Genomic DNA, 18,708 nt, shown 5'->3' on the forward strand with positions numbered 1-18,708 from the left:
AACATGCCTGTTGAGAATGTCTGTTATTCGCGCCGTCGGCGCGAACAAAGTCTTACTCTTCTTTTTCCTTTACCGGTGCCGGTGGTGGTCGCAGGCCGATTTCAGCGGTCAGCTTGATCTCTTTGCCATTGCGCATCACCTGAATCGTCACTTTGTCGGTCGGTTTGATCCGCGCCACCTGGTTCATCGAGCGACGGCCATCACCCGCCGGTTCGCCATCGATGCTGAGAATCACGTCACCCAGTTGCAGGCCGGCCTTCTGCGCCGGGCCATCGCGGAAAATCCCCGCCACCACGATTCCCGGGCGCCCGGACAAACCAAACGACTCGGCCAGTTCCTGGGTCAGCGGCTGTACTTCAATCCCCAGCCAGCCACGAATCACCTGGCCGTGCTCGATGATCGATTTCATCACTTCCATCGCCAGTTTCACCGGGATGGCAAAGCCGATGCCTTGCGAGCCCCCGGATTTGGAGAAGATCGCGGTGTTGATGCCGGTGAGGTTGCCATTGGCATCGACCAGCGCACCGCCGGAGTTACCCGGGTTGATCGCCGCGTCGGTCTGGATGAAGTCTTCGTAGTTGTTCAGGCCCAACTGATTGCGCCCGGTGGCGCTGATGATGCCCATGGTCACGGTCTGGCCGACGCCGAACGGGTTGCCAATGGCCAGTGCGACGTCGCCGATACGGATGTTGTCCGAGCGGCCTACAGTGATCGCCGGCAGATTTTTCAAGTCGATCTTCAGGACAGCGAGGTCGGTTTCCGGGTCGCTGCCAATCACCCTGGCCAGGGTTTCACGGCCATCCTTGAGCGCCACAACGATTTGATCGGCGCCGCTGGTCACGTGGTTGTTGGTCAGGATGTAGCCCTCCGGGCTCATGATCACGCCCGAGCCGAGGCTCGATTCCATGCGTTTCTGCTTGGGCGAGTTGTCACCGAAGAAGCGGCGGAACTGCGGGTCTTCAAACAGCGGATGCGCCGGTTTGTTGATGACCTTGGTCGTATAGAGGTTGACCACGGACGGCGCGGCGATGGTTACCGCATCGGCATAGGACACCGGCCCCTGCTGCACGCTGGTGGTTTGCGGGGCCTGCTGCAGGTTGACGTCGAGGCTCGGAAGCCCGACCCACTGCGGGTAACGCTGAATAATCAACAGTGCGATAAGCACACCGGCCAACAGCGGCCAGCCAAAAAAACGCAGCGCCTTGAGCATTAAGCACGTCCTGGAAAAGTTGCAGGCGGGGTCAGACCGCCCATAATGTCGCGCATTATACGAGGCCGCGCGTGCCTCTGAACGGGATATTTAGGAGTCTTTCATGGCCGTTGCCCTCAGCACCCTCGTCGAAGAAGCCGACCGTTACCTTGGCAGTGCGAAAATTGCCGATTACTGCCCCAACGGCTTGCAGGTCGAAGGCCGTCCGCAAGTGATGCGAATCGTCAGCGGCGTCACCGCCAGCCAGGCTCTGCTCGATGCTGCCGTTGAAGCAGGGGCCGATCTGGTGCTGGTGCACCACGGCTACTTCTGGAAGGGCGAGAACCCTTGCATTACCGGCATGAAGCAGCGTCGCTTGAAGACTCTGCTCAAGCACGACATCAGCCTGCTCGCTTATCACCTGCCACTGGATCTGCACCCGGACGTTGGCAACAACGTTCAGTTGGCGCGTCAACTGGACATCACGGTCGAAGGCCCGCTGGATCCGGACAATCTGAAAATCGTCGGTCTGGTCGGTTCGCTGAGCGAACCCATGACCCCGCGTGATTTCGCCCGCAAGGTGCAGGAAGTCATGGGCCGCGAACCGCTGCTGATTGAAGGCAGCGCAATGATCCGCCGGGTCGGCTGGTGCACCGGCGGCGGTCAGGGTTATATCGATCACGGTGTGGCGGCGGGGGTCGATTTGTTCATCAGCGGTGAAGCATCGGAGCAGACCTTCCACAGTGCCCGGGAAAACGACATCAGCTTCATCGCCGCTGGCCACCATGCCACCGAGCGCTATGGTGTGCAGGCGCTGGGCGATTATCTGGCGAAGCGTTTTGCCGTCGAACACATCTTCATCGACTGCCCGAATCCGATCTGAATCCACCACAAATCCCTGTGGGAGCGAGCCTGCTCGCGAAGGCGTCAAACCTTCAATACAAGGGTGTCCGGCACACCGCTTTCGCGAGCAGGCTCGCTCCCACAAGGGCACTGCTCGGCAGAACTGGCAGGCATATTCATATACCCTTTCGATCTAGTTGGCGTCCTGATTAGAAGAGGTCGCTGTGCTAGGATTCCCCGCTCGAACACGGCCCGCTGGCCGTTCATAAGAAAGCTTTCGTGAGTAGCCATGGTCGACAAACTGACGCATCTGAAACAGCTGGAGGCGGAAAGCATCCACATCATCCGCGAGGTGGCCGCCGAGTTCGACAACCCGGTGATGCTGTACTCCATCGGTAAAGACTCCGCCGTGATGCTGCACCTGGCACGCAAGGCGTTCTTCCCGGGCAAACTGCCGTTTCCGGTGATGCACGTCGACACTCGGTGGAAATTCCAGGAGATGTACAAGTTCCGCGACAAGATGGTCGAAGAGCTGGGCCTGGACCTGATCACCCACATCAATCCGGACGGCGTGGCGCAGAACATCAACCCGTTTACCCACGGCAGCGCCAAGCACACCGACATCATGAAAACCGAGGGCCTGAAGCAGGCACTCGACAAGCATGGTTTCGACGCAGCGTTCGGCGGTGCCCGTCGCGATGAAGAGAAATCCCGCGCCAAAGAGCGCGTGTACTCGTTCCGCGACAGCAAGCACCGCTGGGACCCGAAAAACCAGCGTCCTGAGCTGTGGAACGTCTACAACGGCAAGGTCAACAAGGGCGAATCCATTCGTGTGTTCCCGCTGTCGAACTGGACCGAGCTGGACATCTGGCAGTACATCTACCTCGAAGGCATCCCGATTGTGCCGCTGTACTTCGCCGCCGAACGCGAAGTGATCGAGAAGAACGGCACGCTGATCATGATCGACGACGAGCGCATCCTCGAGCACCTGTCCGATGAAGACAAAGCGCGCATCGTCAAAAAGAAAGTGCGTTTCCGTACCCTTGGCTGCTACCCGTTGACGGGCGCGGTGGAGTCCGAGGCCGAAAGCCTGACGGACATCATTCAGGAAATGCTCCTGACGCGAACTTCCGAGCGCCAGGGCCGTGTCATCGACCACGATGGCGCAGGCTCGATGGAAGACAAAAAACGTCAAGGCTATTTCTAAGGGGTTGTCATGTCGCATCAATCTGATTTGATCAGCGAGGACATCCTCGCCTACCTGGGCCAGCACGAACGTAAAGAGCTGCTGCGCTTTTTGACCTGCGGTAACGTCGATGACGGCAAGAGCACCCTGATCGGGCGCCTGCTGCACGACTCCAAAATGATCTACGAAGATCACCTGGAAGCCATCACCCGCGATTCGAAGAAAGTCGGCACCACCGGCGAAGACATTGACCTCGCGTTGCTGGTCGACGGCCTGCAGGCCGAGCGCGAGCAGGGCATCACCATTGATGTCGCCTACCGCTACTTCTCCACCGCCAAGCGCAAATTCATCATCGCCGACACCCCTGGCCATGAGCAGTACACCCGCAACATGGCCACCGGTGCGTCCACCTGTGACCTGGCGATCATTCTGGTCGACGCTCGTTACGGCGTGCAGACCCAGACCCGTCGTCACAGCTTCATCGCCTCGCTGCTGGGCATCAAGCACATCGTTGTCGCCATCAACAAGATGGACCTCAAGGACTTTGATGAAGGCGTGTTCGAGTCGATCAAGGCCGACTACCTGAAGTTCGCCGAAGGCTTGAAGTTGAAGCCGACCAGCATGCACTTTGTGCCGATGTCCGCTCTGAAGGGCGACAACGTAGTGAACAAGTCCGAGCGCTCGCCGTGGTACACCGGCCAGTCGCTGATGGAAATCCTCGAGACCGTGGAAGTGGCGGGCGACCGCAACTTCACCGATCTGCGTTTCCCGGTGCAGTACGTCAACCGTCCGAACCTGAACTTCCGCGGTTTCGCCGGCACTCTGGCCAGCGGCATCGTCAAGAAGGGCGACGAAGTCGTGGTGTTGCCGTCGGGCAAGAGCAGCCGCGTCAAATCCATCGTCACTTTCGAAGGTGAGCTGGAACACGCCGGTCCAGGTCAAGCGGTGACGCTGACCATGGAAGACGAAATCGACATCTCCCGTGGCGACCTGCTGGTGCATGCCGACAATGTGCCGCCGGTTACCGACAGCTTCGAAGCGATGCTGGTGTGGATGGCTGAAGAGCCGATGCTGCCGGGCAAGAAATACGACATCAAACGTGCGACCAGTTACGTGCCGGGCTCCATCGCCAGCATCGTCAACAAGGTCGACGTGAATACCCTCGAAGAGGGCCCGGCGAGCGCGTTGCAGCTCAACGAAATCGGCAAGGTGAAGATCGCGCTCGATGCGCCGATCGCCCTCGACGGTTACGAGAGCAACCGCACCACCGGCGCATTCATCATCATCGACCGTTTGACCAACGGCACCGTCGGCGCTGGCATGATCGTCGCTCAGCCACTGGCTCACGGCACGGCTTCGCACCACGGCAAACTGGCGCATGTTGCCACTGAAGAGCGCGCTCAGCGTTTCGGCCAGCAACCGGCCACCGTGCTGTTCAGCGGTTTGTCGGGCGCGGGCAAGAGCACGCTGGCCTATGCGGTCGAGCGCAAGCTGTTCGACATGGGCCGCGCAGTGTTTGTGCTGGATGGTCAGAACCTGCGTCACGACCTGAATAAAGGTCTGCCACAGGATCGCGCCGGCCGTACCGAGAACTGGCGTCGTGCAGCTCATGTGGCGCGTCAGTTCAACGAGGCGGGCCTGCTGACCCTGGCTGCATTCGTTGCACCAAGTGCTGAAGGTCGCGAGCAGGCCAAGGAGCTGATCGGTCAGGAGCGTCTGCTGACGGTTTATGTGCAGGCTTCGCCGACCGTCTGTGCCGAGCGTGATCCGCAAGGGTTGTATGCGGCGGGTGGCGATAATATTCCGGGCGAGTCTTTCCCGTATGATGTGCCGCTGAATGCTGATCTGGTGATTGATACTCAGTCGCTGACGCTGGAAGAGAGCGTCAAGCAAGTGCTGGATCTGCTGCGTAAGCGTGGCGCGATCTAAGCACTGAAGCAGCGACAAGCTTCCAGTTTCAACCCGCAAAAAAAGCCCGCCGATGAGTGATCATCGGCGGGCTTTTTTATTCGGGCATACGGCGATCAAAACTGTGGGAGCGAGCCTGCTCGCGAAAGCGTTATCTCATTCAACATCTTTGCAAGCTGATCCACCGCTTTCGCGAGCAGGCTCGCTCCCACAGGGGGTTAGTGTTTGGCTGGGTATTCGCGGTGCATTTGCTCCAGCAACGCATCCTTGTCCAGCCACAGCTGGTTGATCCAGCCCTGGAACTGCAGGCGATATTCGCCGTCCTGGTCGTAGTTCTTGCCGATGAATTGCTGCGGGATCTTCAGCTCTTCAAAGTGCACCACTACGTCCCGCACGTTGCCGCACAGCAGGTCCCAGAATCCCGGACGCCCGGCCGGATAATGGATGGTCACGTTGACGATCGATTCCAGCTGTTCACCCATGGCATCGAGCACAAAGGCAATGCCGCCGGCCTTGGGCTTGAGCAGGTATTTGAAGGGTGATTGCTGTTGAGCATGCTTGCTTTCAGTGAAGCGCGTGCCTTCGACGAAGTTGAAAATCCCCACGGGGTTGTTGCGAAACTTCGCGCAGGTCTTGCGGGTGGTTTCCAGGTCTTTGCCTTTTTTCTCCGGGTGCTTTGCAAGGTAGGCCTTGGAGTAGCGCTTCATGAACGGGAAGCCCAGCGCCCACCAGGCCAGACCGATCACCGGGACCCAGATCAGCTCCTGCTTGAGGAAGAATTTCAGCGGCTGGATGCGGCGGTTGAGCACGTATTGCAGCACCAGGATATCGACCCAGCTCTGATGGTTGCTGGTGATCAGGTACGAGTGCTTGTAGTCCAGGCCTTGCAGACCGCTGAGGTGCCAGCGGGTGCGGCGCACTAGGTTCATCCACCCTTTGTTATTGCTGATCCAGGCTTCGTGGGTGTGGCTCATCAGCCATCCGGTAACGCGCTGGGTGATCGCGAACGGCAGGGCCTTGATCAACGCCACACAAAACAGAAACGAGCAGAGCAGAATCGTGTTGAGCGCCAACAATAGTGAGGCGATCACGCCGCGCAGCGGTGCAGGTAGAAAATCCAGCATTTATAGATCCATAGGTCGGTTGGCGGCTTGAATCGCGGTGAGTGCGATGGTGTAGACGATGTCGTCGACCTGCGCGCCGCGCGGCAGGTCGTTCACCGGTTTGCGCAGGCCTTGCAGCATCGGGCCTAGGCTGACGCAGTCGGCGCTGCGCTGCACGGCTTTGTGGGTGGTGTTGCCGGTGTTGAGGTCGGGGAACACGAACACTGTCGCGCGACCGGCGACCTGGCTGTTTGGCGCCAATTGCCGGGCCACGGTTTCGTTGGCGGCGGCGTCGTATTGCAGCGGGCCGTCGATCAGCAGCGAATGCTGTTGCTCGTGGGCGAGCAGGGTGGCTTCACGCACCTTTTCGACTTCTTCGCCCGTGGCTGATTCACCGCTGGAGTAGCTGATCATCGCCACGCGCGGGGTAATGCCGAACGCAGCCGCCGAGTCGGCGCTTTGCAGGGCGATCTCTGCCAGTTCGGCGGCGCTTGGGTGCGGGTTCATCACGCAGTCGCCGTAGACCAGCACTTCTTCGGGAAACAGCATGAAGAACACCGAGGACACCAGCGTGCAGCCCGGCGCGGTTTTAATCAGCTGAAGAGCCGGACGGATGGTGTTGGCGGTGGTGTTGATCACACCTGAGACCAGCCCGTCGACTTCGTCCAGCGCCAGCATCATCGTGCCGATCACCACGGTGTCTTCCAGTTGCTGCTCGGCCATCGGCGCGTTGAGGCTTTTGCTTTTGCGCAGGGCGACCATCGGTTCGACGTAACGCTCACGGATCAGATCCGGGTCGAGGATTTCCAGTCCCGGCGGCAACACGATGCCTTGGGCGCGGGCCACGGCTTCGACGTCTTCGGGTTTGGCCAGCAACACACAACGGGCAATCCCGCGTTCCTGGCAGATCGCCGCCGCTTGCACGGTGAACGGTTCGCTGCCTTCGGGCAGGACGATGCGCTTGTTCGCGGCCTGGGCGCGTTGGATCAATTGATAGCGGAACACTGCTGGCGACAGGCGCATTTCCCGTGGCGTGCCGCAACGCTGATGCAGCCAGTTGGCGTCGAGGTGGCTGGCGACGAAATCGGTGATGATCTCCGCGCGCTCACGGTCGTCGATCGGGATTTCCTTGTTCAGGCCGTTGAGCAGATTGGCGGTGTCGTAAGAGCCTGTGCTCACCGACAACACTGGTAAACCGGCCTGCAAGGCACCTCGGCACAAGTCCATGATGCGCGGATCGGGCAGGGTGTCGCTGGTCAGCAACAGGCCGGCCAGCGGCACGCCATTAATTGCGGCGAGGCTGACGGCGAGGATGATGTCGTCGCGATCCCCCGGCGTTACCACCAGCACGCCGGGCTTGAGCAACTCGACAGTGTTGCGCATGGTCCGTGCGCAGATGATGATTTTGGTCATGCGCCGGGTTTCGTAGTCGCCAGCGTTGAGCACTTGCGCGCCCATCAGGTCGGCGACGTCGCGAGTACGGGGCGCGTTGAGTTCCGGCTGGAACGGGATGCAGCCGAGCAGGCGGAAATCACCGCTGCGCAGAAGTGGCGAATGTTCCTTCAGACGCGCGGCGAAGGCGTCCATGCTCTCGTCGGTCTTGACCTTGTTGAGGATCACGCCGAGGACTTTCGGGTCTTTCGGGCCACCGAACAACTGCGCCTGCAGTTCGACGCGGCCGGAGAGTTCGGCGAGCACTTCGTTTTCCGGCGCCGAAACCAGGATCACCTCGGCATCGAGACTTTTGGCCAGATGCAGATTGACCCGCGCGGCGTAACTGGCGCTGCGGGTCGGCACCATGCCTTCAACCACCAGCACGTCTTTGCCGACGGCGGCCTGCTGATACAGGGCGATGATTTCTTCGAGCAACTCATCGAGCTGACCGTCGCCGAGCATCCGCTCGACATGGGCAAGACCCAGCGGCTGCGGCGGTTTCAGGCCGTGGGTGCGCGCCATCAGCTCGGTGGAGCGCTCAGGGCCTGTGTCGCCGGGATGCGGCTGGGCAATCGGTTTGAAGAAGCCGACTTTCAGCCCGGCCCGTTCAAGCGTACGCACCAGCCCGAGGCTGATGGAGGTCAGACCCACACCAAAATCGGTGGGTGCGATAAAAAAAGTTTGCATGCGAATTCTCTAAGGGTGCATGGCAATGGCTGTCGTCTATAGCTGACGATCTGCCGAAATTCAGTCGCCAAGGTTATCGCTAACCGAGCCTTGTGCGCACCAACCGCAGGCAAAGGGTTGGCCTATTTTTTCAATACGTTGCGCCGGGTCCAGCACCCACGCTCGCGATTGCCATGGCGGCTGATGGCGCAGGTGTTGGGTGTGGCCGCAGGAAAGCTCGACCACCCAGTGACCGTCTTCGTCCTGATGGAAGCCGCTGATCGTCGAATCCCGTTTGTCCGGGTTGTGTTCGCTTTCGCGCGATTGCTTCGCTAAACTTGGCCTTTCTATATTCTTATGCAAAAGGTCTCGCCCCATGCTGATCGCCGCCAATAAGGCTGTCTCCATCGACTATACCCTGACCAACGACGCTGGTGAGGTCATCGACAGCTCCGCCGGCGGCGCTCCGCTGGTCTACCTGCAAGGCGCAGGCAACATCATCCCGGGCCTGGAAAAAGCTCTGGAAGGCAAAGCTGTTGGTGACGAGCTGGACGTTTCCGTTGAGCCAGAAGACGCTTACGGCGAATACGCTGCTGAGCTGGTCAGCACCCTGAGCCGCAGCATGTTCGAAGGCGTTGACGAGCTGGAAGTCGGCATGCAGTTCCACGCTTCGGCGCCGGACGGCCAAATGCAAATCGTCACTATCCGTGACCTGGACGGCGACGACGTGACTGTCGACGGCAACCACCCACTGGCCGGTCAGCGCCTGAACTTCAAAGTGAAGATCGTTGCTATCCGTGACGCCAGCCAGGAAGAAGTCGCTCATGGCCACGTCCATGGCGAAGGTGGCCATCACCACTGATTTTCTGCGCTAAGCTTTTGAGAACTGGAGAGGCGCCTGCGGGCGCCTTTTTAGTCCGCGGCTGTCCTTGGTGGCCTCGCCAAGTGGCTGTTTCGAGTAGAACACGGGAATCCTGGAGTTCGTCATGAGTGCTTTTCACGACCTTAAGTTGACAGCCCTGGATGGTCAGGAGCTACCGCTGGCGCCCTTCAAGGGCCAAGTCGTGCTGGTGGTCAACGTCGCCTCCAAATGCGGCTTGACCCCACAGTATGCGGCGCTGGAAAACCTCCATCAGCAATTCAAAGGTAAAGGCTTCAGTGTGTTGGGCCTGCCGTGCAACCAGTTTGCCGGTCAGGAACCAGGCACCGAACAGGAAATTCAAGAGTTCTGCAGCCTCAACTATGGCGTGACGTTCCCGTTGTCGAGCAAGCTCGAAGTCAACGGTCACGACCGTCATCAGCTCTACCGTCTGCTGGCGGGCGAGGGCGCGGAATTTCCCGGTGATATCACTTGGAATTTCGAAAAGTTTCTGCTCGGCAAGGACGGCCGGGTGCTGGCCCGCTTCTCGCCGCGCACGGCGCCGGATGATCCGACCATCGTGCACGCGATTGAAAAAGCGTTGAGCTGAAACACGAAAATCGCAGCCCTTGAGCTGCGATTTTTTTGCCTGCCTTTTGTCCCTTAATCATTCAGATCAATAGTGCTATCGCGTTGATGTCTTCACACATATTATCGCCGTCATATGGTTTTATGCCCTCGATAACGTTTTTGTGGAGCCTTTCGATGCCCGTTCAAGCCTTGTTCAAACCGTTCCACCTCGGTGCGCTCGAACTGCCGACCCGTGTGGTCATGGCGCCTATGACCCGTTCGTTTTCCCCGGGTGGCGTACCCAACTCCAAGGTCATCGAGTACTACCGCCGCCGCGCAGCCGCGGGTGTGGGCCTGATCATCACCGAAGGCACCACTGTCGGCCACCAGGCATCGAACGGCTATCCGAACGTCCCGCAGTTCTTTGGTGAAGCGCCGTTGGCCGGTTGGAAAAAAGTGGTCGATGCCGTACACGCTGAGGGCGGCAAGATCGTTCCGCAACTGTGGCACGTCGGCAGTGTTCGTCGCATCGGCACCGAGCCGGACGCCAGCGTGCCGGGTTATGGCCCGACGGAAAAACTCAAGGATGGTCAGGTCGTCGTGCACGGCATGACCAAACAGGATATCCAGGACGTCATCGCCGCGTTCGCTCAAGCGGCCAAGGATGCGCAAAGCATTGGCATGGACGGCGTCGAAATCCACGGCGCCCACGGTTATCTGGTCGACCAGTTCTTCTGGGAAGGCAGCAACCAGCGCACCGACGAATACGGCGGCAGCCTGGCCAACCGTTCGCGTTTCGCCATCGAACTGATTCAAGCGGTGCGTGCGGCGGTCGGAGAAGGTTTCCCGATCATCTTCCGTTTCTCGCAGTGGAAGCAGCAGGACTACACCGCGCGTCTGGTGCAAACACCGGAAGCGTTGGGCGAGTTCCTCAAACCGTTGTCCGACGCAGGTGTGGATATTTTCCACTGCTCGACTCGCCGCTTCTGGGAACCGGAATTCGACGGCTCCGAGCTGAACCTGGCCGGATGGACGCGCAAACTGACTGGCAAACCGACCATCACTGTCGGCAGCGTCGGCCTGGATGGTGAGTTCCTGCAGTTCATGGTTAACACCGACAAGGTTGCTCAACCAGCCAGTCTGGAGAACCTGCTGGAGCGTCTGAACAAAGAGGAGTTTGATCTGGTGGCGGTGGGCCGTGCCCTGCTGGTCGATCCGGACTGGGCGCTGAAAGTACGCGAAGGGCGTGAGCAGGACATTCTGCCGTTCAGCCGTGAGGCGTTGATGACGCTGGTTTAACGGGCGCTCTCACTGACGCTATCGCGAGCAGGCGCGCTCCTGCCATTGACCGTGTTCTTCCTTATGAAATGCGATCAATGTAGGAGTGAGCCTGCTCGCGATGACGCCTTCACTGTCAGTAAAGATTCAGGGCAATGTCTGAGCATTCGGCACCACCTGCTCCCCCACACACGCCCCCCGCAAGTGACTTTCAAACTGCTCAATGATCGCCGCCCACCCTTGGCGACTCGCATGCTGCCGGGCATTCAGGCGCACGCAACGTAACGTTTCTTCTTCCTCAAGCAACCACGCCGCCGCATCGCAAAACGCTTCTTCATCGCCGGGCATCGCCAGCACGCCGTTGTAGCCATGGCGAATATGTTGCGCCGCTGCTGCCTGATCGTAAGCGACCACCCCAAGTCCTGAGGCCAGTGCTTCCAGCACGACGTTGCCAAAGGTTTCGGTCAGGCTCGGAAACAGAAACACATCGCCCGACGCATAGTGCGCCGCCAACGCTTCACCGCGCTGTGAGCCGCAGAAGATCGCGTCGGGCAGATCCTTTTCCAATGCCATTCGTTGCGGCCCGTCACCGACCACGATCAGCTTCAGATTGCGCTGTGGATAAGTGCTTCGCAGTTTTTCGAAGCTGCGTTTGAGCAAGCCAAGGTTTTTCTCCGGCGCGAGCCGTCCTACATGAATCACCGCAATGTCTCGCTCGCCCAATCCCCATTGCTCACGCAGAGCGTTCAAACGCTTGGCCGGATGAAACAACTGGCTGTCCACACCTCGGGACAGTAGCGCCAGACGCTCGAAATGCCGACGCTCCAGCTCCAGGCGCTGGCTCACGCTCGGCACCAGCGTCAGCGCCGAACGGTTGTGAAACCAGCGCAGGTAATGCGTAAGCATGCGGGTCAAGAGACCAAGGCCGTACTGACTGGTGTATTGCTGGAAATTCGTATGAAAGCCGCTGACCACCGAGATTCCCAGTCGCCGCGCTGCCCGCAACGCCGACAAACCCAGCGGCCCTTCAGTCGCGATATACAACACATCCGGGCGCTGGCGCTTCCACCGTCGTAGCAGTTTATGCATCGACGATTGACCCCATTGCAGCCCTGGATAGCCCGGTAACGGCCAACCCCGGCACAGCAGTAGGGCGTCGTCTTCATTGCGCTGTGGATCGTCGGCCTGACGTGGGCGCACCAATTCGACCTGATGCCCCCGCGCGCGCAATCCATCGCACAGGCGGCCAAGGGTGTTGGCCACACCGTTGATTTCCGGTGGGAAGGTTTCGGTGATCAGAGTGATGTGCAGAGCTGTCGTCATGACCTCAGTGTCGGCTGAGGCCATGTCGTGCTTGTGACATTCGGATGATGGATTTGTGACGGGTCTAGCGCTGAGTCACCAGATTCTCGGCACCACGCTCACGTACCCAGAACAAAGTCGCCCCGGCCACAGCTGCAGGCATCATCAGGATGTTGACCACCGGAATCAGCAGTACCAGGTAGACGATCCCGCCAAAGCTCATGCTCTGCCAGCGTTTCTGCCGCAGCCAGGCGAGCATTTCGTTCCAGCCCAGTTTGTGGTTATCCGCCGGGTAGTCGATGTACTGGATCGCCATCATCCACACGCCAAACAATAGCCACAGGGGCGCGGCGATGATGTTCACTACCGGGATGAACGAGAGAATGAACAATCCGATCGCACGCGGCAGGAAGTAGCCAAGCTTGCGCATTTCCCGAGCGAGGGTACGCGGGACCATCGCGATCAGTTCGCCCCAGCTGAACGCCGGGAAGTCATCGGTGCCGCGTACCACCACTTCGACCTTTTCCGCGAGGAAGCCGTTGAAGGGCGCTGCAATGATGTTGGCGAGCATGGTGAAGCTGAAAAACACCATCAGTGCGACGAGCACGACAAACAGCGGCCACAGGATGTAGCTGAGAAAGCTCAGCCATTCGGGCAGCGACGGCATCAGCGTATCGACCCACAGGCTGAACTGGTGGCCGGCCAGATAGATCAATCCGACGAACAGCACCAGGTTGATGGCCAGCGGCAGCAGCACAAACAATCGCAGGCTGGGGCTAAGGACCAGTTTGAGGCCTTCGCGCAGGTATTGCGGGCCGGACAGAACAGGGGCGGGCATAAGGTGCTCCGAGCAAGGGAAAACGCGCCGACCTTACCGACTTTGCAATGGCTGCGAAAGCGCGGCAGAGTGATCGACATCCACTGTAACAAAGACGTCCATCTCGTCAGTGTGTCGGCATAGAGACCACCTATGAGCTGGATTGTTAAACCGTATTTCCTTAATCTTGCCCCCCTCGATACGCTGCACCCAACTTTTTACAGGACTGTCGAGCTCATACCTTCCCCAAGGTTATCCACGGTCCTTTTTTATTCCCGCCGGCAGTCCGGCGTTCCGCGCCAGTTTTTCGGCCCGGTCAACAGGAGCAGGTCATGTCTGAAGTCCGTCATTCGCGAGTGATTATTCTCGGTTCCGGCCCTGCCGGGTACAGCGCTGCGGTCTATGCCGCCCGTGCCAACCTCAAGCCACTGCTGATCACCGGCATGCAGGCTGGCGGTCAGCTGACCACCACCACCGAAGTCGACAACTGGCCGGGCGATGTTCACGGTCTCACCGGCCCGGTGCTGATGGAGCGTATGCGCGAGCACGCCGAGCGTTTTGAAACCGAGATCGTCTTTGATCACATCAACGCCGTGGACTTCGCTTCCAAGCCGTACAGCCTGACTGGCGACAGCGCGACCTACACTTGCGACGCCCTGATCATCGCCACCGGCGCCAGCGCTCGTTACCTGGGCCTGCCGTCGGAAGAAGCGTTCATGGGCAAAGGCGTTTCGGCCTGCGCGACCTGCGACGGTTTCTTCTATCGCAACAAGCCTGTTGCAGTGGTCGGTGGCGGCAACACCGCTGTTGAAGAAGCGCTGTACCTGGCCAACATCGCCAGCACCGTGACCCTGATCCACCGTCGCGAAACCTTCCGCGCCGAGAAGATCCTGATCGACAAGCTCAATGCCCGTGTGGCTGAAGGCAAGATCATCCTCAAGTTGAACGCCAATCTGGACGAAGTCCTGGGCGACAACATGGGTGTGACCGGTGCGCGTCTGAAGAACAACGACGCCAGCTTCGACGAGATCAAAGTCGACGGCGTGTTCATCGCCATTGGCCACACCCCGAACACTTCGCTGTTCGAAGGCCAGTTGACTTTGAAGGACGGTTATCTGGTGGTGCAGGGCGGCCGTGACGGCAACGCCACTGCGACCAGTGTTGAAGGCATCTTTGCCGCCGGTGACGTGGCTGACCACGTTTACCGTCAGGCCATCACCTCGGCTGGCGCTGGCTGCATGGCGGCACTGGACACCGAGCGTTACCTGGACGGTCTGCAGAACGCTTCGTTCTAAGATCGCAGGCATAAAAAAACCGGCTTCGGCCGGTTTTTTTATGTTCATTCAAATGTGGGAGCGAGCAAGCTCGCTCCCACAGGGAATGTAATGGGGCTGAGATTAGCGGCGGGTCAGGGGCGGCGCGGTGAACTTCACACCGGCCAGACCACTAGCGATCAACGCACGAATATTGCCGTGATCACTGCCCTCAGGCGTGGCCACCACCGAACGGTAATGTTCGCCAAACGCCAGCAGCGCTTCCTCATCGCTCAAGCCTTCCAGCAGCGCCAGACCCAGGGTCTTGCACGAACCTTCGTTCTGCCCGGCGGCGTTTTCCACGCCACCGTTGTTGAACGCCTGAGGCTGGTAGTCGTAACCGGCGGCGATGAAGGCCAGGGTGTCGGCGAAAACGTGTTCGCCGCTTTTGAGGCTGGCGCGCAGGGTGTTGAGATCACTCATTGGGTTTTCCTTTGGCGAACGCTGCTTGTTGTTCGGCGTTGGCTTCTTGCTGAAACTGGGCTTTCCACTCGGCGTACGGCATGCCGTAAACCACTTCGCGGGCGTCGTCGAGGCTGACTTCGATCTGGCGCTCGTCGGCTTCGGCCTTGTACCACTTCGACAGGCAGTTGCGGCAGAACCCGGCAAGGTTCATCAGGTCGATGTTCTGCACGTCCTTGCGGCTGTCCAGGTGCGCAACCAGCCGGCGGAAGGCGGCGGCTTCGAGTTCGAGGCGTTGTTGCTCGGTCATGATGGGCTCTGTGCAGTCAATACGTGGCGCGGATGATAAAAGTCTGGCGACCAATGCGCCAGCCTCGCTCAGCGGCTGGCGGCGAGGGTGATCGACACCGATTCGGCAAAACGCAGCGCGTGCGGCTTGTCGACTTCGACTTCGGCGTACAGCACTGAACCGTTGCTCATCACCAGATCGAGCAATTCCTGAGTCAGTCGTTCAAGCAGCGCAAAGCGGTTGCCCTCGACGTGGGCGATGATCGCCTTGGTGATGGTGCGGTAATTGAGTGCATGGTCGATGTCGTTATCACGCACCGCTTCCTGCGCGGCGTACAGAATGGTGACGTTGATCAGCACATCCTGCTTGTTGAGGATCTCGTCCTCGTTGATCCCGATAAAGGTGCGCAAGCGCAGATCCTTGACCCGGATGCGCGCCATTCCCGGTTGAAGTTGTGGCATTTATTTGCTCCGTCCAATCAATTGCAGGAACTCCTGGCGGGTGTTGCTCGAGTCGCGAAAAGCGCCAAGCATGACCGAGGTGTTCATGGTCGAATTCTGTTTCTCGACACCGCGCATCATCATGCACATGTGTCTGGCCTCGATGACCACGGCGACGCCGGCGGCATCAGTGACCTGTTGCACCGCATCGGCGATTTGCCGGGTGAGATTCTCCTGGATCTGCAGGCGTCGGGCGAACATGTCCACCAGTCGCGCGATCTTCGACAACCCCAACACTTTGCCGGTCGGAATATACGCCACATGGGCCTTGCCGATGAAGGGCAGCAGGTGATGTTCGCATAACGAGTACAACTCGATGTCCGCGACGATGATCATCTCATCGCTGTCCGAAGCAAACAGTGCGCCATTGACGATCGCGTCGACGCTCTGCTCATAACCGTGACACAGGTATTGCATGGCCTTGGCCGCACGTACCGGAGTGTCGAGTAATCCTTCGCGGTCGGGGTCTTCACCGAGGCCGATGAGGATTTCGCGGTAATTCTCGGGCAGGGAGCGGGTCATGGAACATCCTCGCGGGCGGGGTTATTTGACGTGCCGCCCGCCGTTGACGGTCAGGGTCGTGCCGGTTACATACGGGTTATCGAGCAGATAGCGCAGGCTTTGGTAGATCACTTCGCTGCCGGGTTCGATGCCCAGCGCGGATTTGGCCAGTGCCTTGGCGCGGTACGCCGCGTCGTCGTCGGGATTGAACAATAGCAGGGCCGGCGCGATGCCGTTGACCTTGATTGCTGGCGCGTAGCGGGCGGCGAAGGACAGGGTCAGGCTGTCGAGCCCGGCTTTGCTCGCGCAGTAACCGATGTGCTTGCTGCTGCCCTTGCGGGTGACATCGTCGCTGATGTGGATGATGTCGGCGGGCGTCGATTGCTGGAGCAAACCGGCGCAGTGCAGGTTGATCAGGTAGGGAGCGAGCATGTGAATGTTGAACATGCGGCTGAACGCTTCGGCTTCACTGTCCGGAGTTTCCGCCAGCCATTCGGAGGCGTTGTGCACGATCGCCCGCAGGCTGACGGTGAGGGTTTTCAATTCAGCGATGAATGCCAGGATGGTCGTTTCGCTGGAAAAGTCTGCAAATACACCAACGGCACCCAGATCCCGCAGCATTTGCACGCCGGGACGTTCGCTGCGGTAGGTGAAGATCACCGGGTGGCCGTCTTCCAGCAAACGTTGCGCGCAATGCAGACCGACGCGCTGGCCGGCACCGGTGATCAGGATCGGGGCGCAATTTGTGGTCATGAGTGGCTCGCATCGCGGTTGGAGCGAAACTATACCAGCGACGCGTGCCGTGGAACTACGGCGGCTTGCCTTAACGATTTTGTGTTGACGGCGTAACAGGCAAGGGGCGCGTTGGCGCACCGTTCAACCAGTTCGCCAACAACCGTGTCGACAAGGGAATAAAGAAGTAAACCATCAGTGGCGTCAGGCAGGCCGTGCTGATCAACACCCGTGGCAACAGACTCATGTCTGCGAGGAGCGGGCCGAGGACAAAGTTGAACAGCAGTGATACCGGAAAGAACGCCAGCCAGATCGCAACGGCCTGTTTCCAGCGCGGCGGACGTGCACCGATTGCGCCCGTTCCGAACCAGCCCTCGATGCCGCTGACGCGGTGTTCTTTCGGGTGTGCAAACAGATCGCTGCCACGGTCCAGCCACGCTGTACGCGAAGCCGAATGCTCCCACGCATGCAAAGTCTGCTCATCGACAAAGCGGAAAATGATCTGGAATTCGTTATCGCCGGGCGGCGGGGCGAGCACGCCGGAGCCCAGATAGCCAGGAAAGTCGGTGGCCAATTGTTCGCCTTCGCGCAGCCAGATGATCAGATCCTGATAGCGGCCATCGGCGACGCGGCGCGCGACCATTAGCGTAACGGGTGAAGTAGACATTATGTATCTCCGTATCTCGGTGCGTCGCTCCGGGTAGGAGTTTCGCCTGACGCAGGCCGGGGTAGTGGCTTGCGTATTTCAACTAGCAAGGATTATTCCTTATTTTCCTGATTAAACCAGTGGCTTTCGTCGCAGATCATCGCGGGGTTAGAATAGGATCCAAGCCCACAAGGACGTTGAACGTACTATGCCTGTCATGACGGACGTCAGCCCTGCCTCGCAGGCATCTGTTGCGCTCGAGCGCGAAGATCTTTTCCCCATTCGGGAAGTTTCACGGTTGACCGGTGTCAACCCGGTCACCCTGCGCGCTTGGGAGCGACGCTATGGTTTGATTCAACCGACGCGCACCGAAAGTGGGCATCGTTTGTATTCGATGTCAGATATCGAGCGCGTTCGCAGCATCGTCGATTGGATCGACCGAGGTGTGGCGGTCAGCAAGATTGGCAAGATCCTCGCTAAAACCGAACCGCTGAAGGTGCTCGCACACATCATCCCCGATGATTTGGTGCAGGCCGACTACCAGCAATGGCAGCACCAGTTGCAACGTGCGGTCAGTGCTTTCGACGATTTCGAACTGGATCGGGTTTATGGTCAGATTTTTTCTTCGTACGCTTTGCCGGTCGTGTTTCAAGACATCTTGATGCCGCTCTGGCGGCAATTGCTGCAGCGTCAGGAAGCCTTTGGTCAAACCAGTGAGTGGCTGTTTCTCGATGGATACCTGCGCGCGCGGGTGCTGCAGCGAATCATCGTTCTGCGCGGCTCACAGCCGCGCAAGATCATTGTCAGTGCCCTGGCCGGTCAGTGCCGCGAACTTGAATTGCTGGTGGCTGCGCTGTTTCTCAGTAGCAGCGATTCGGGCGTGCGGGTGCTCACCACCGGCCAGCCGTTCGACGAGCTGACGCTGGTTTGCGAGAAGATCAAGCCACAGGCTCTGGTGCTGTTTTCCAACCACGCACCGGCCGCGGAATTGCCACGGCGTTTGAATCGGTTGGCCTTGAGTCTTGATTGTCAGTTGCTGCTGGCGGGGGATGCATCCGATCTGGCACAGGAAAGCCTCAGCGGAACTTCGATTGGTTGTGTTGGCAACGAAGGGGCGACGATGCGTCAGCGTCTGATGCAGATACTGGCAGGCAAGCTCGATACCTGAGG

General features: G+C 59.4%; 20 protein-coding genes. 8 read left to right on the plus strand and 12 right to left on the minus strand.

Going from position 1 to position 18,708, the window contains the following annotated elements:
• Window positions 1–52: 52 nt before the first annotated feature.
• The gene (gene algW, locus ACA069_RS04495) at window positions 53–1,210 is read right to left on the minus strand and encodes a Do family serine endopeptidase AlgW (RefSeq protein WP_187676795.1); all 1,158 of its coding nucleotides are present in this window, start codon (window positions 1,208–1,210) and stop codon (window positions 53–55) included.
• A gap of 103 nt (window positions 1,211–1,313) precedes the next feature.
• Here algW and ACA069_RS04500 point away from each other — a divergent pair, with 103 nt between their 5' ends.
• The 3 genes from ACA069_RS04500 to cysN all read left to right on the plus strand — a co-directional run bounded on the left by ACA069_RS04500 (window position 1,314) and on the right by cysN (window position 5,147).
• Window positions 1,314–2,072 carry a Nif3-like dinuclear metal center hexameric protein gene (locus ACA069_RS04500; RefSeq protein WP_489879226.1) on the plus strand — a complete coding sequence of 253 codons (759 nt, stop codon included), beginning with the start codon at window positions 1,314–1,316 and terminating at the stop codon, window positions 2,070–2,072.
• Window positions 2,073–2,321: 249 nt separating this feature from the next.
• Window positions 2,322–3,239, plus strand: coding sequence for a sulfate adenylyltransferase subunit CysD (cysD, locus tag ACA069_RS04505; protein WP_007912374.1), 918 nt, complete (start codon window positions 2,322–2,324; stop codon window positions 3,237–3,239).
• Window positions 3,240–3,248: 9 nt separating this feature from the next.
• Window positions 3,249–5,147, plus strand: a complete 1,899-nt coding sequence (gene cysN, locus ACA069_RS04510) for a sulfate adenylyltransferase subunit CysN (RefSeq protein ID WP_497616470.1) — start codon at window positions 3,249–3,251, stop codon at window positions 5,145–5,147.
• Window positions 5,148–5,344: 197 nt separating this feature from the next.
• Here cysN and yihG read toward each other — a convergent pair whose 3' ends face one another.
• From yihG to ACA069_RS04525, 3 genes are read right to left on the minus strand one after another with little or no spacing between them, the layout of a single operon-like run.
• The gene (gene yihG / locus ACA069_RS04515; protein ID WP_497616471.1) at window positions 5,345–6,250 is read right to left on the minus strand and encodes a 1-acylglycerol-3-phosphate O-acyltransferase, YihG family; all 906 of its coding nucleotides are present in this window, start codon (window positions 6,248–6,250) and stop codon (window positions 5,345–5,347) included.
• Window positions 6,251–8,350 (minus strand): phosphate acetyltransferase, encoded by a 2,100-nt coding sequence (gene pta, locus ACA069_RS04520; RefSeq protein ID WP_497616473.1) that lies wholly within the window; start codon window positions 8,348–8,350, stop codon window positions 6,251–6,253.
• Between the two features lie 60 nt (window positions 8,351–8,410).
• The gene (locus ACA069_RS04525; RefSeq protein ID WP_187676800.1) at window positions 8,411–8,737 is read right to left on the minus strand and encodes a DUF3565 domain-containing protein; all 327 of its coding nucleotides are present in this window, start codon (window positions 8,735–8,737) and stop codon (window positions 8,411–8,413) included.
• On the opposite strand from ACA069_RS04525, the gene ACA069_RS04530 reads away from it, so the two are divergent.
• From ACA069_RS04530 to ACA069_RS04540, 3 genes are all read left to right on the plus strand, one after another.
• Window positions 8,706–9,191 carry an FKBP-type peptidyl-prolyl cis-trans isomerase gene (locus tag ACA069_RS04530; protein ID WP_187676801.1) on the plus strand — a complete coding sequence of 162 codons (486 nt, stop codon included), beginning with the start codon at window positions 8,706–8,708 and terminating at the stop codon, window positions 9,189–9,191. The genes ACA069_RS04525 and ACA069_RS04530 overlap by 32 nt on opposite strands.
• Before the next feature lie 124 nt (window positions 9,192–9,315).
• Window positions 9,316–9,798, plus strand: a complete 483-nt coding sequence (locus tag ACA069_RS04535; RefSeq protein WP_187676802.1) for a glutathione peroxidase — start codon at window positions 9,316–9,318, stop codon at window positions 9,796–9,798.
• A 155-nt stretch (window positions 9,799–9,953) separates the two neighbouring features.
• On the plus strand, window positions 9,954–11,057 hold the full coding sequence (locus tag ACA069_RS04540; protein WP_187676803.1) for an NADH:flavin oxidoreductase: 1,104 nt from the start codon (window positions 9,954–9,956) through the stop codon (window positions 11,055–11,057).
• A 126-nt stretch (window positions 11,058–11,183) separates the two neighbouring features.
• Here ACA069_RS04540 and ACA069_RS04545 read toward each other — a convergent pair whose 3' ends face one another.
• Both ACA069_RS04545 and cysZ read right to left on the minus strand, forming a co-directional pair.
• Window positions 11,184–12,383, minus strand: coding sequence for a glycosyltransferase family 4 protein (locus ACA069_RS04545; RefSeq protein ID WP_489879222.1), 1,200 nt, complete (start codon window positions 12,381–12,383; stop codon window positions 11,184–11,186).
• 40 nt (window positions 12,384–12,423) lie between these two features.
• Window positions 12,424–13,176 carry a sulfate transporter CysZ gene (gene cysZ, locus ACA069_RS04550; protein WP_187676805.1) on the minus strand — a complete coding sequence of 251 codons (753 nt, stop codon included), beginning with the start codon at window positions 13,174–13,176 and terminating at the stop codon, window positions 12,424–12,426.
• A 311-nt stretch (window positions 13,177–13,487) separates the two neighbouring features.
• Between cysZ and trxB the strand changes: the two genes are divergently transcribed.
• Window positions 13,488–14,450: a thioredoxin-disulfide reductase gene (gene trxB / locus ACA069_RS04555; protein ID WP_497616475.1), complete on the plus strand. Its 963-nt coding sequence runs from the start codon at window positions 13,488–13,490 to the stop codon at window positions 14,448–14,450.
• 102 nt (window positions 14,451–14,552) lie between these two features.
• Here trxB and ACA069_RS04560 read toward each other — a convergent pair whose 3' ends face one another.
• From ACA069_RS04560 to ACA069_RS04585, 6 genes are all read right to left on the minus strand, one after another.
• Window positions 14,553–14,891, minus strand: coding sequence for a HopJ type III effector protein (locus ACA069_RS04560; RefSeq protein WP_497616476.1), 339 nt, complete (start codon window positions 14,889–14,891; stop codon window positions 14,553–14,555).
• Window positions 14,884–15,180 (minus strand): DUF1244 domain-containing protein, encoded by a 297-nt coding sequence (locus ACA069_RS04565; RefSeq protein ID WP_187676807.1) that lies wholly within the window; start codon window positions 15,178–15,180, stop codon window positions 14,884–14,886. The genes ACA069_RS04560 and ACA069_RS04565 overlap by 8 nt, the downstream gene beginning before the upstream one ends.
• A 68-nt stretch (window positions 15,181–15,248) precedes the next feature.
• Entirely contained in the window at window positions 15,249–15,620 is a 372-nt protein-coding gene (folX, locus tag ACA069_RS04570; protein WP_053117178.1) for a dihydroneopterin triphosphate 2'-epimerase, read from the minus strand.
• Window positions 15,621–16,181 (minus strand): GTP cyclohydrolase I FolE, encoded by a 561-nt coding sequence (gene folE, locus ACA069_RS04575; RefSeq protein WP_187676808.1) that lies wholly within the window; start codon window positions 16,179–16,181, stop codon window positions 15,621–15,623. It lies immediately after the preceding gene.
• A 21-nt stretch (window positions 16,182–16,202) separates the two neighbouring features.
• Window positions 16,203–16,913: a dihydromonapterin reductase gene (gene folM, locus ACA069_RS04580; protein ID WP_497616479.1), complete on the minus strand. Its 711-nt coding sequence runs from the start codon at window positions 16,911–16,913 to the stop codon at window positions 16,203–16,205.
• A 70-nt stretch (window positions 16,914–16,983) separates the two neighbouring features.
• Entirely contained in the window at window positions 16,984–17,559 is a 576-nt protein-coding gene (locus ACA069_RS04585; RefSeq protein WP_305441452.1) for a putative antibiotic biosynthesis monooxygenase, read from the minus strand.
• Window positions 17,560–17,746: 187 nt separating this feature from the next.
• On the opposite strand from ACA069_RS04585, the gene ACA069_RS04590 reads away from it, so the two are divergent.
• Window positions 17,747–18,706, plus strand: coding sequence for a MerR family transcriptional regulator (locus ACA069_RS04590; protein WP_401267918.1), 960 nt, complete (start codon window positions 17,747–17,749; stop codon window positions 18,704–18,706).
• Window positions 18,707–18,708 lie beyond the last annotated feature (2 nt).

This window comes from Pseudomonas sp. LBUM1652 (genome assembly GCF_059716105.1).

Coding starts and splice junctions, on each gene's coding strand:
- ACA069_RS04585 (WP_305441452.1), bottom strand. CDS start 17,559: ATGTCTACTTCACCCGTTACGCTAATGGTCGCGCGCCGCGTCGCCGAT.
- ACA069_RS04500 (WP_489879226.1), top strand. CDS start 1,314: ATGGCCGTTGCCCTCAGCACCCTCGTCGAAGAAGCCGACCGTTACCTT.
- ACA069_RS04565 (WP_187676807.1), bottom strand. CDS start 15,180: ATGACCGAGCAACAACGCCTCGAACTCGAAGCCGCCGCCTTCCGCCGG.
- yihG (WP_497616471.1), bottom strand. CDS start 6,250: ATGCTGGATTTTCTACCTGCACCGCTGCGCGGCGTGATCGCCTCACTA.
- cysN (WP_497616470.1), top strand. CDS start 3,249: ATGTCGCATCAATCTGATTTGATCAGCGAGGACATCCTCGCCTACCTG.
- algW (WP_187676795.1), bottom strand. CDS start 1,210: ATGCTCAAGGCGCTGCGTTTTTTTGGCTGGCCGCTGTTGGCCGGTGTG.
- folM (WP_497616479.1), bottom strand. CDS start 16,913: ATGACCACAAATTGCGCCCCGATCCTGATCACCGGTGCCGGCCAGCGC.
- ACA069_RS04525 (WP_187676800.1), bottom strand. CDS start 8,737: ATGGAGACAGCCTTATTGGCGGCGATCAGCATGGGGCGAGACCTTTTG.
- ACA069_RS04540 (WP_187676803.1), top strand. CDS start 9,954: ATGCCCGTTCAAGCCTTGTTCAAACCGTTCCACCTCGGTGCGCTCGAA.
- ACA069_RS04535 (WP_187676802.1), top strand. CDS start 9,316: ATGAGTGCTTTTCACGACCTTAAGTTGACAGCCCTGGATGGTCAGGAG.
- cysD (WP_007912374.1), top strand. CDS start 2,322: ATGGTCGACAAACTGACGCATCTGAAACAGCTGGAGGCGGAAAGCATC.
- ACA069_RS04545 (WP_489879222.1), bottom strand. CDS start 12,383: ATGGCCTCAGCCGACACTGAGGTCATGACGACAGCTCTGCACATCACT.
- folE (WP_187676808.1), bottom strand. CDS start 16,181: ATGACCCGCTCCCTGCCCGAGAATTACCGCGAAATCCTCATCGGCCTC.
- trxB (WP_497616475.1), top strand. CDS start 13,488: ATGTCTGAAGTCCGTCATTCGCGAGTGATTATTCTCGGTTCCGGCCCT.
- ACA069_RS04590 (WP_401267918.1), top strand. CDS start 17,747: ATGCCTGTCATGACGGACGTCAGCCCTGCCTCGCAGGCATCTGTTGCG.
- pta (WP_497616473.1), bottom strand. CDS start 8,350: ATGCAAACTTTTTTTATCGCACCCACCGATTTTGGTGTGGGTCTGACC.
- cysZ (WP_187676805.1), bottom strand. CDS start 13,176: ATGCCCGCCCCTGTTCTGTCCGGCCCGCAATACCTGCGCGAAGGCCTC.
- ACA069_RS04530 (WP_187676801.1), top strand. CDS start 8,706: ATGCTGATCGCCGCCAATAAGGCTGTCTCCATCGACTATACCCTGACC.
- folX (WP_053117178.1), bottom strand. CDS start 15,620: ATGCCACAACTTCAACCGGGAATGGCGCGCATCCGGGTCAAGGATCTG.
- ACA069_RS04560 (WP_497616476.1), bottom strand. CDS start 14,891: ATGAGTGATCTCAACACCCTGCGCGCCAGCCTCAAAAGCGGCGAACAC.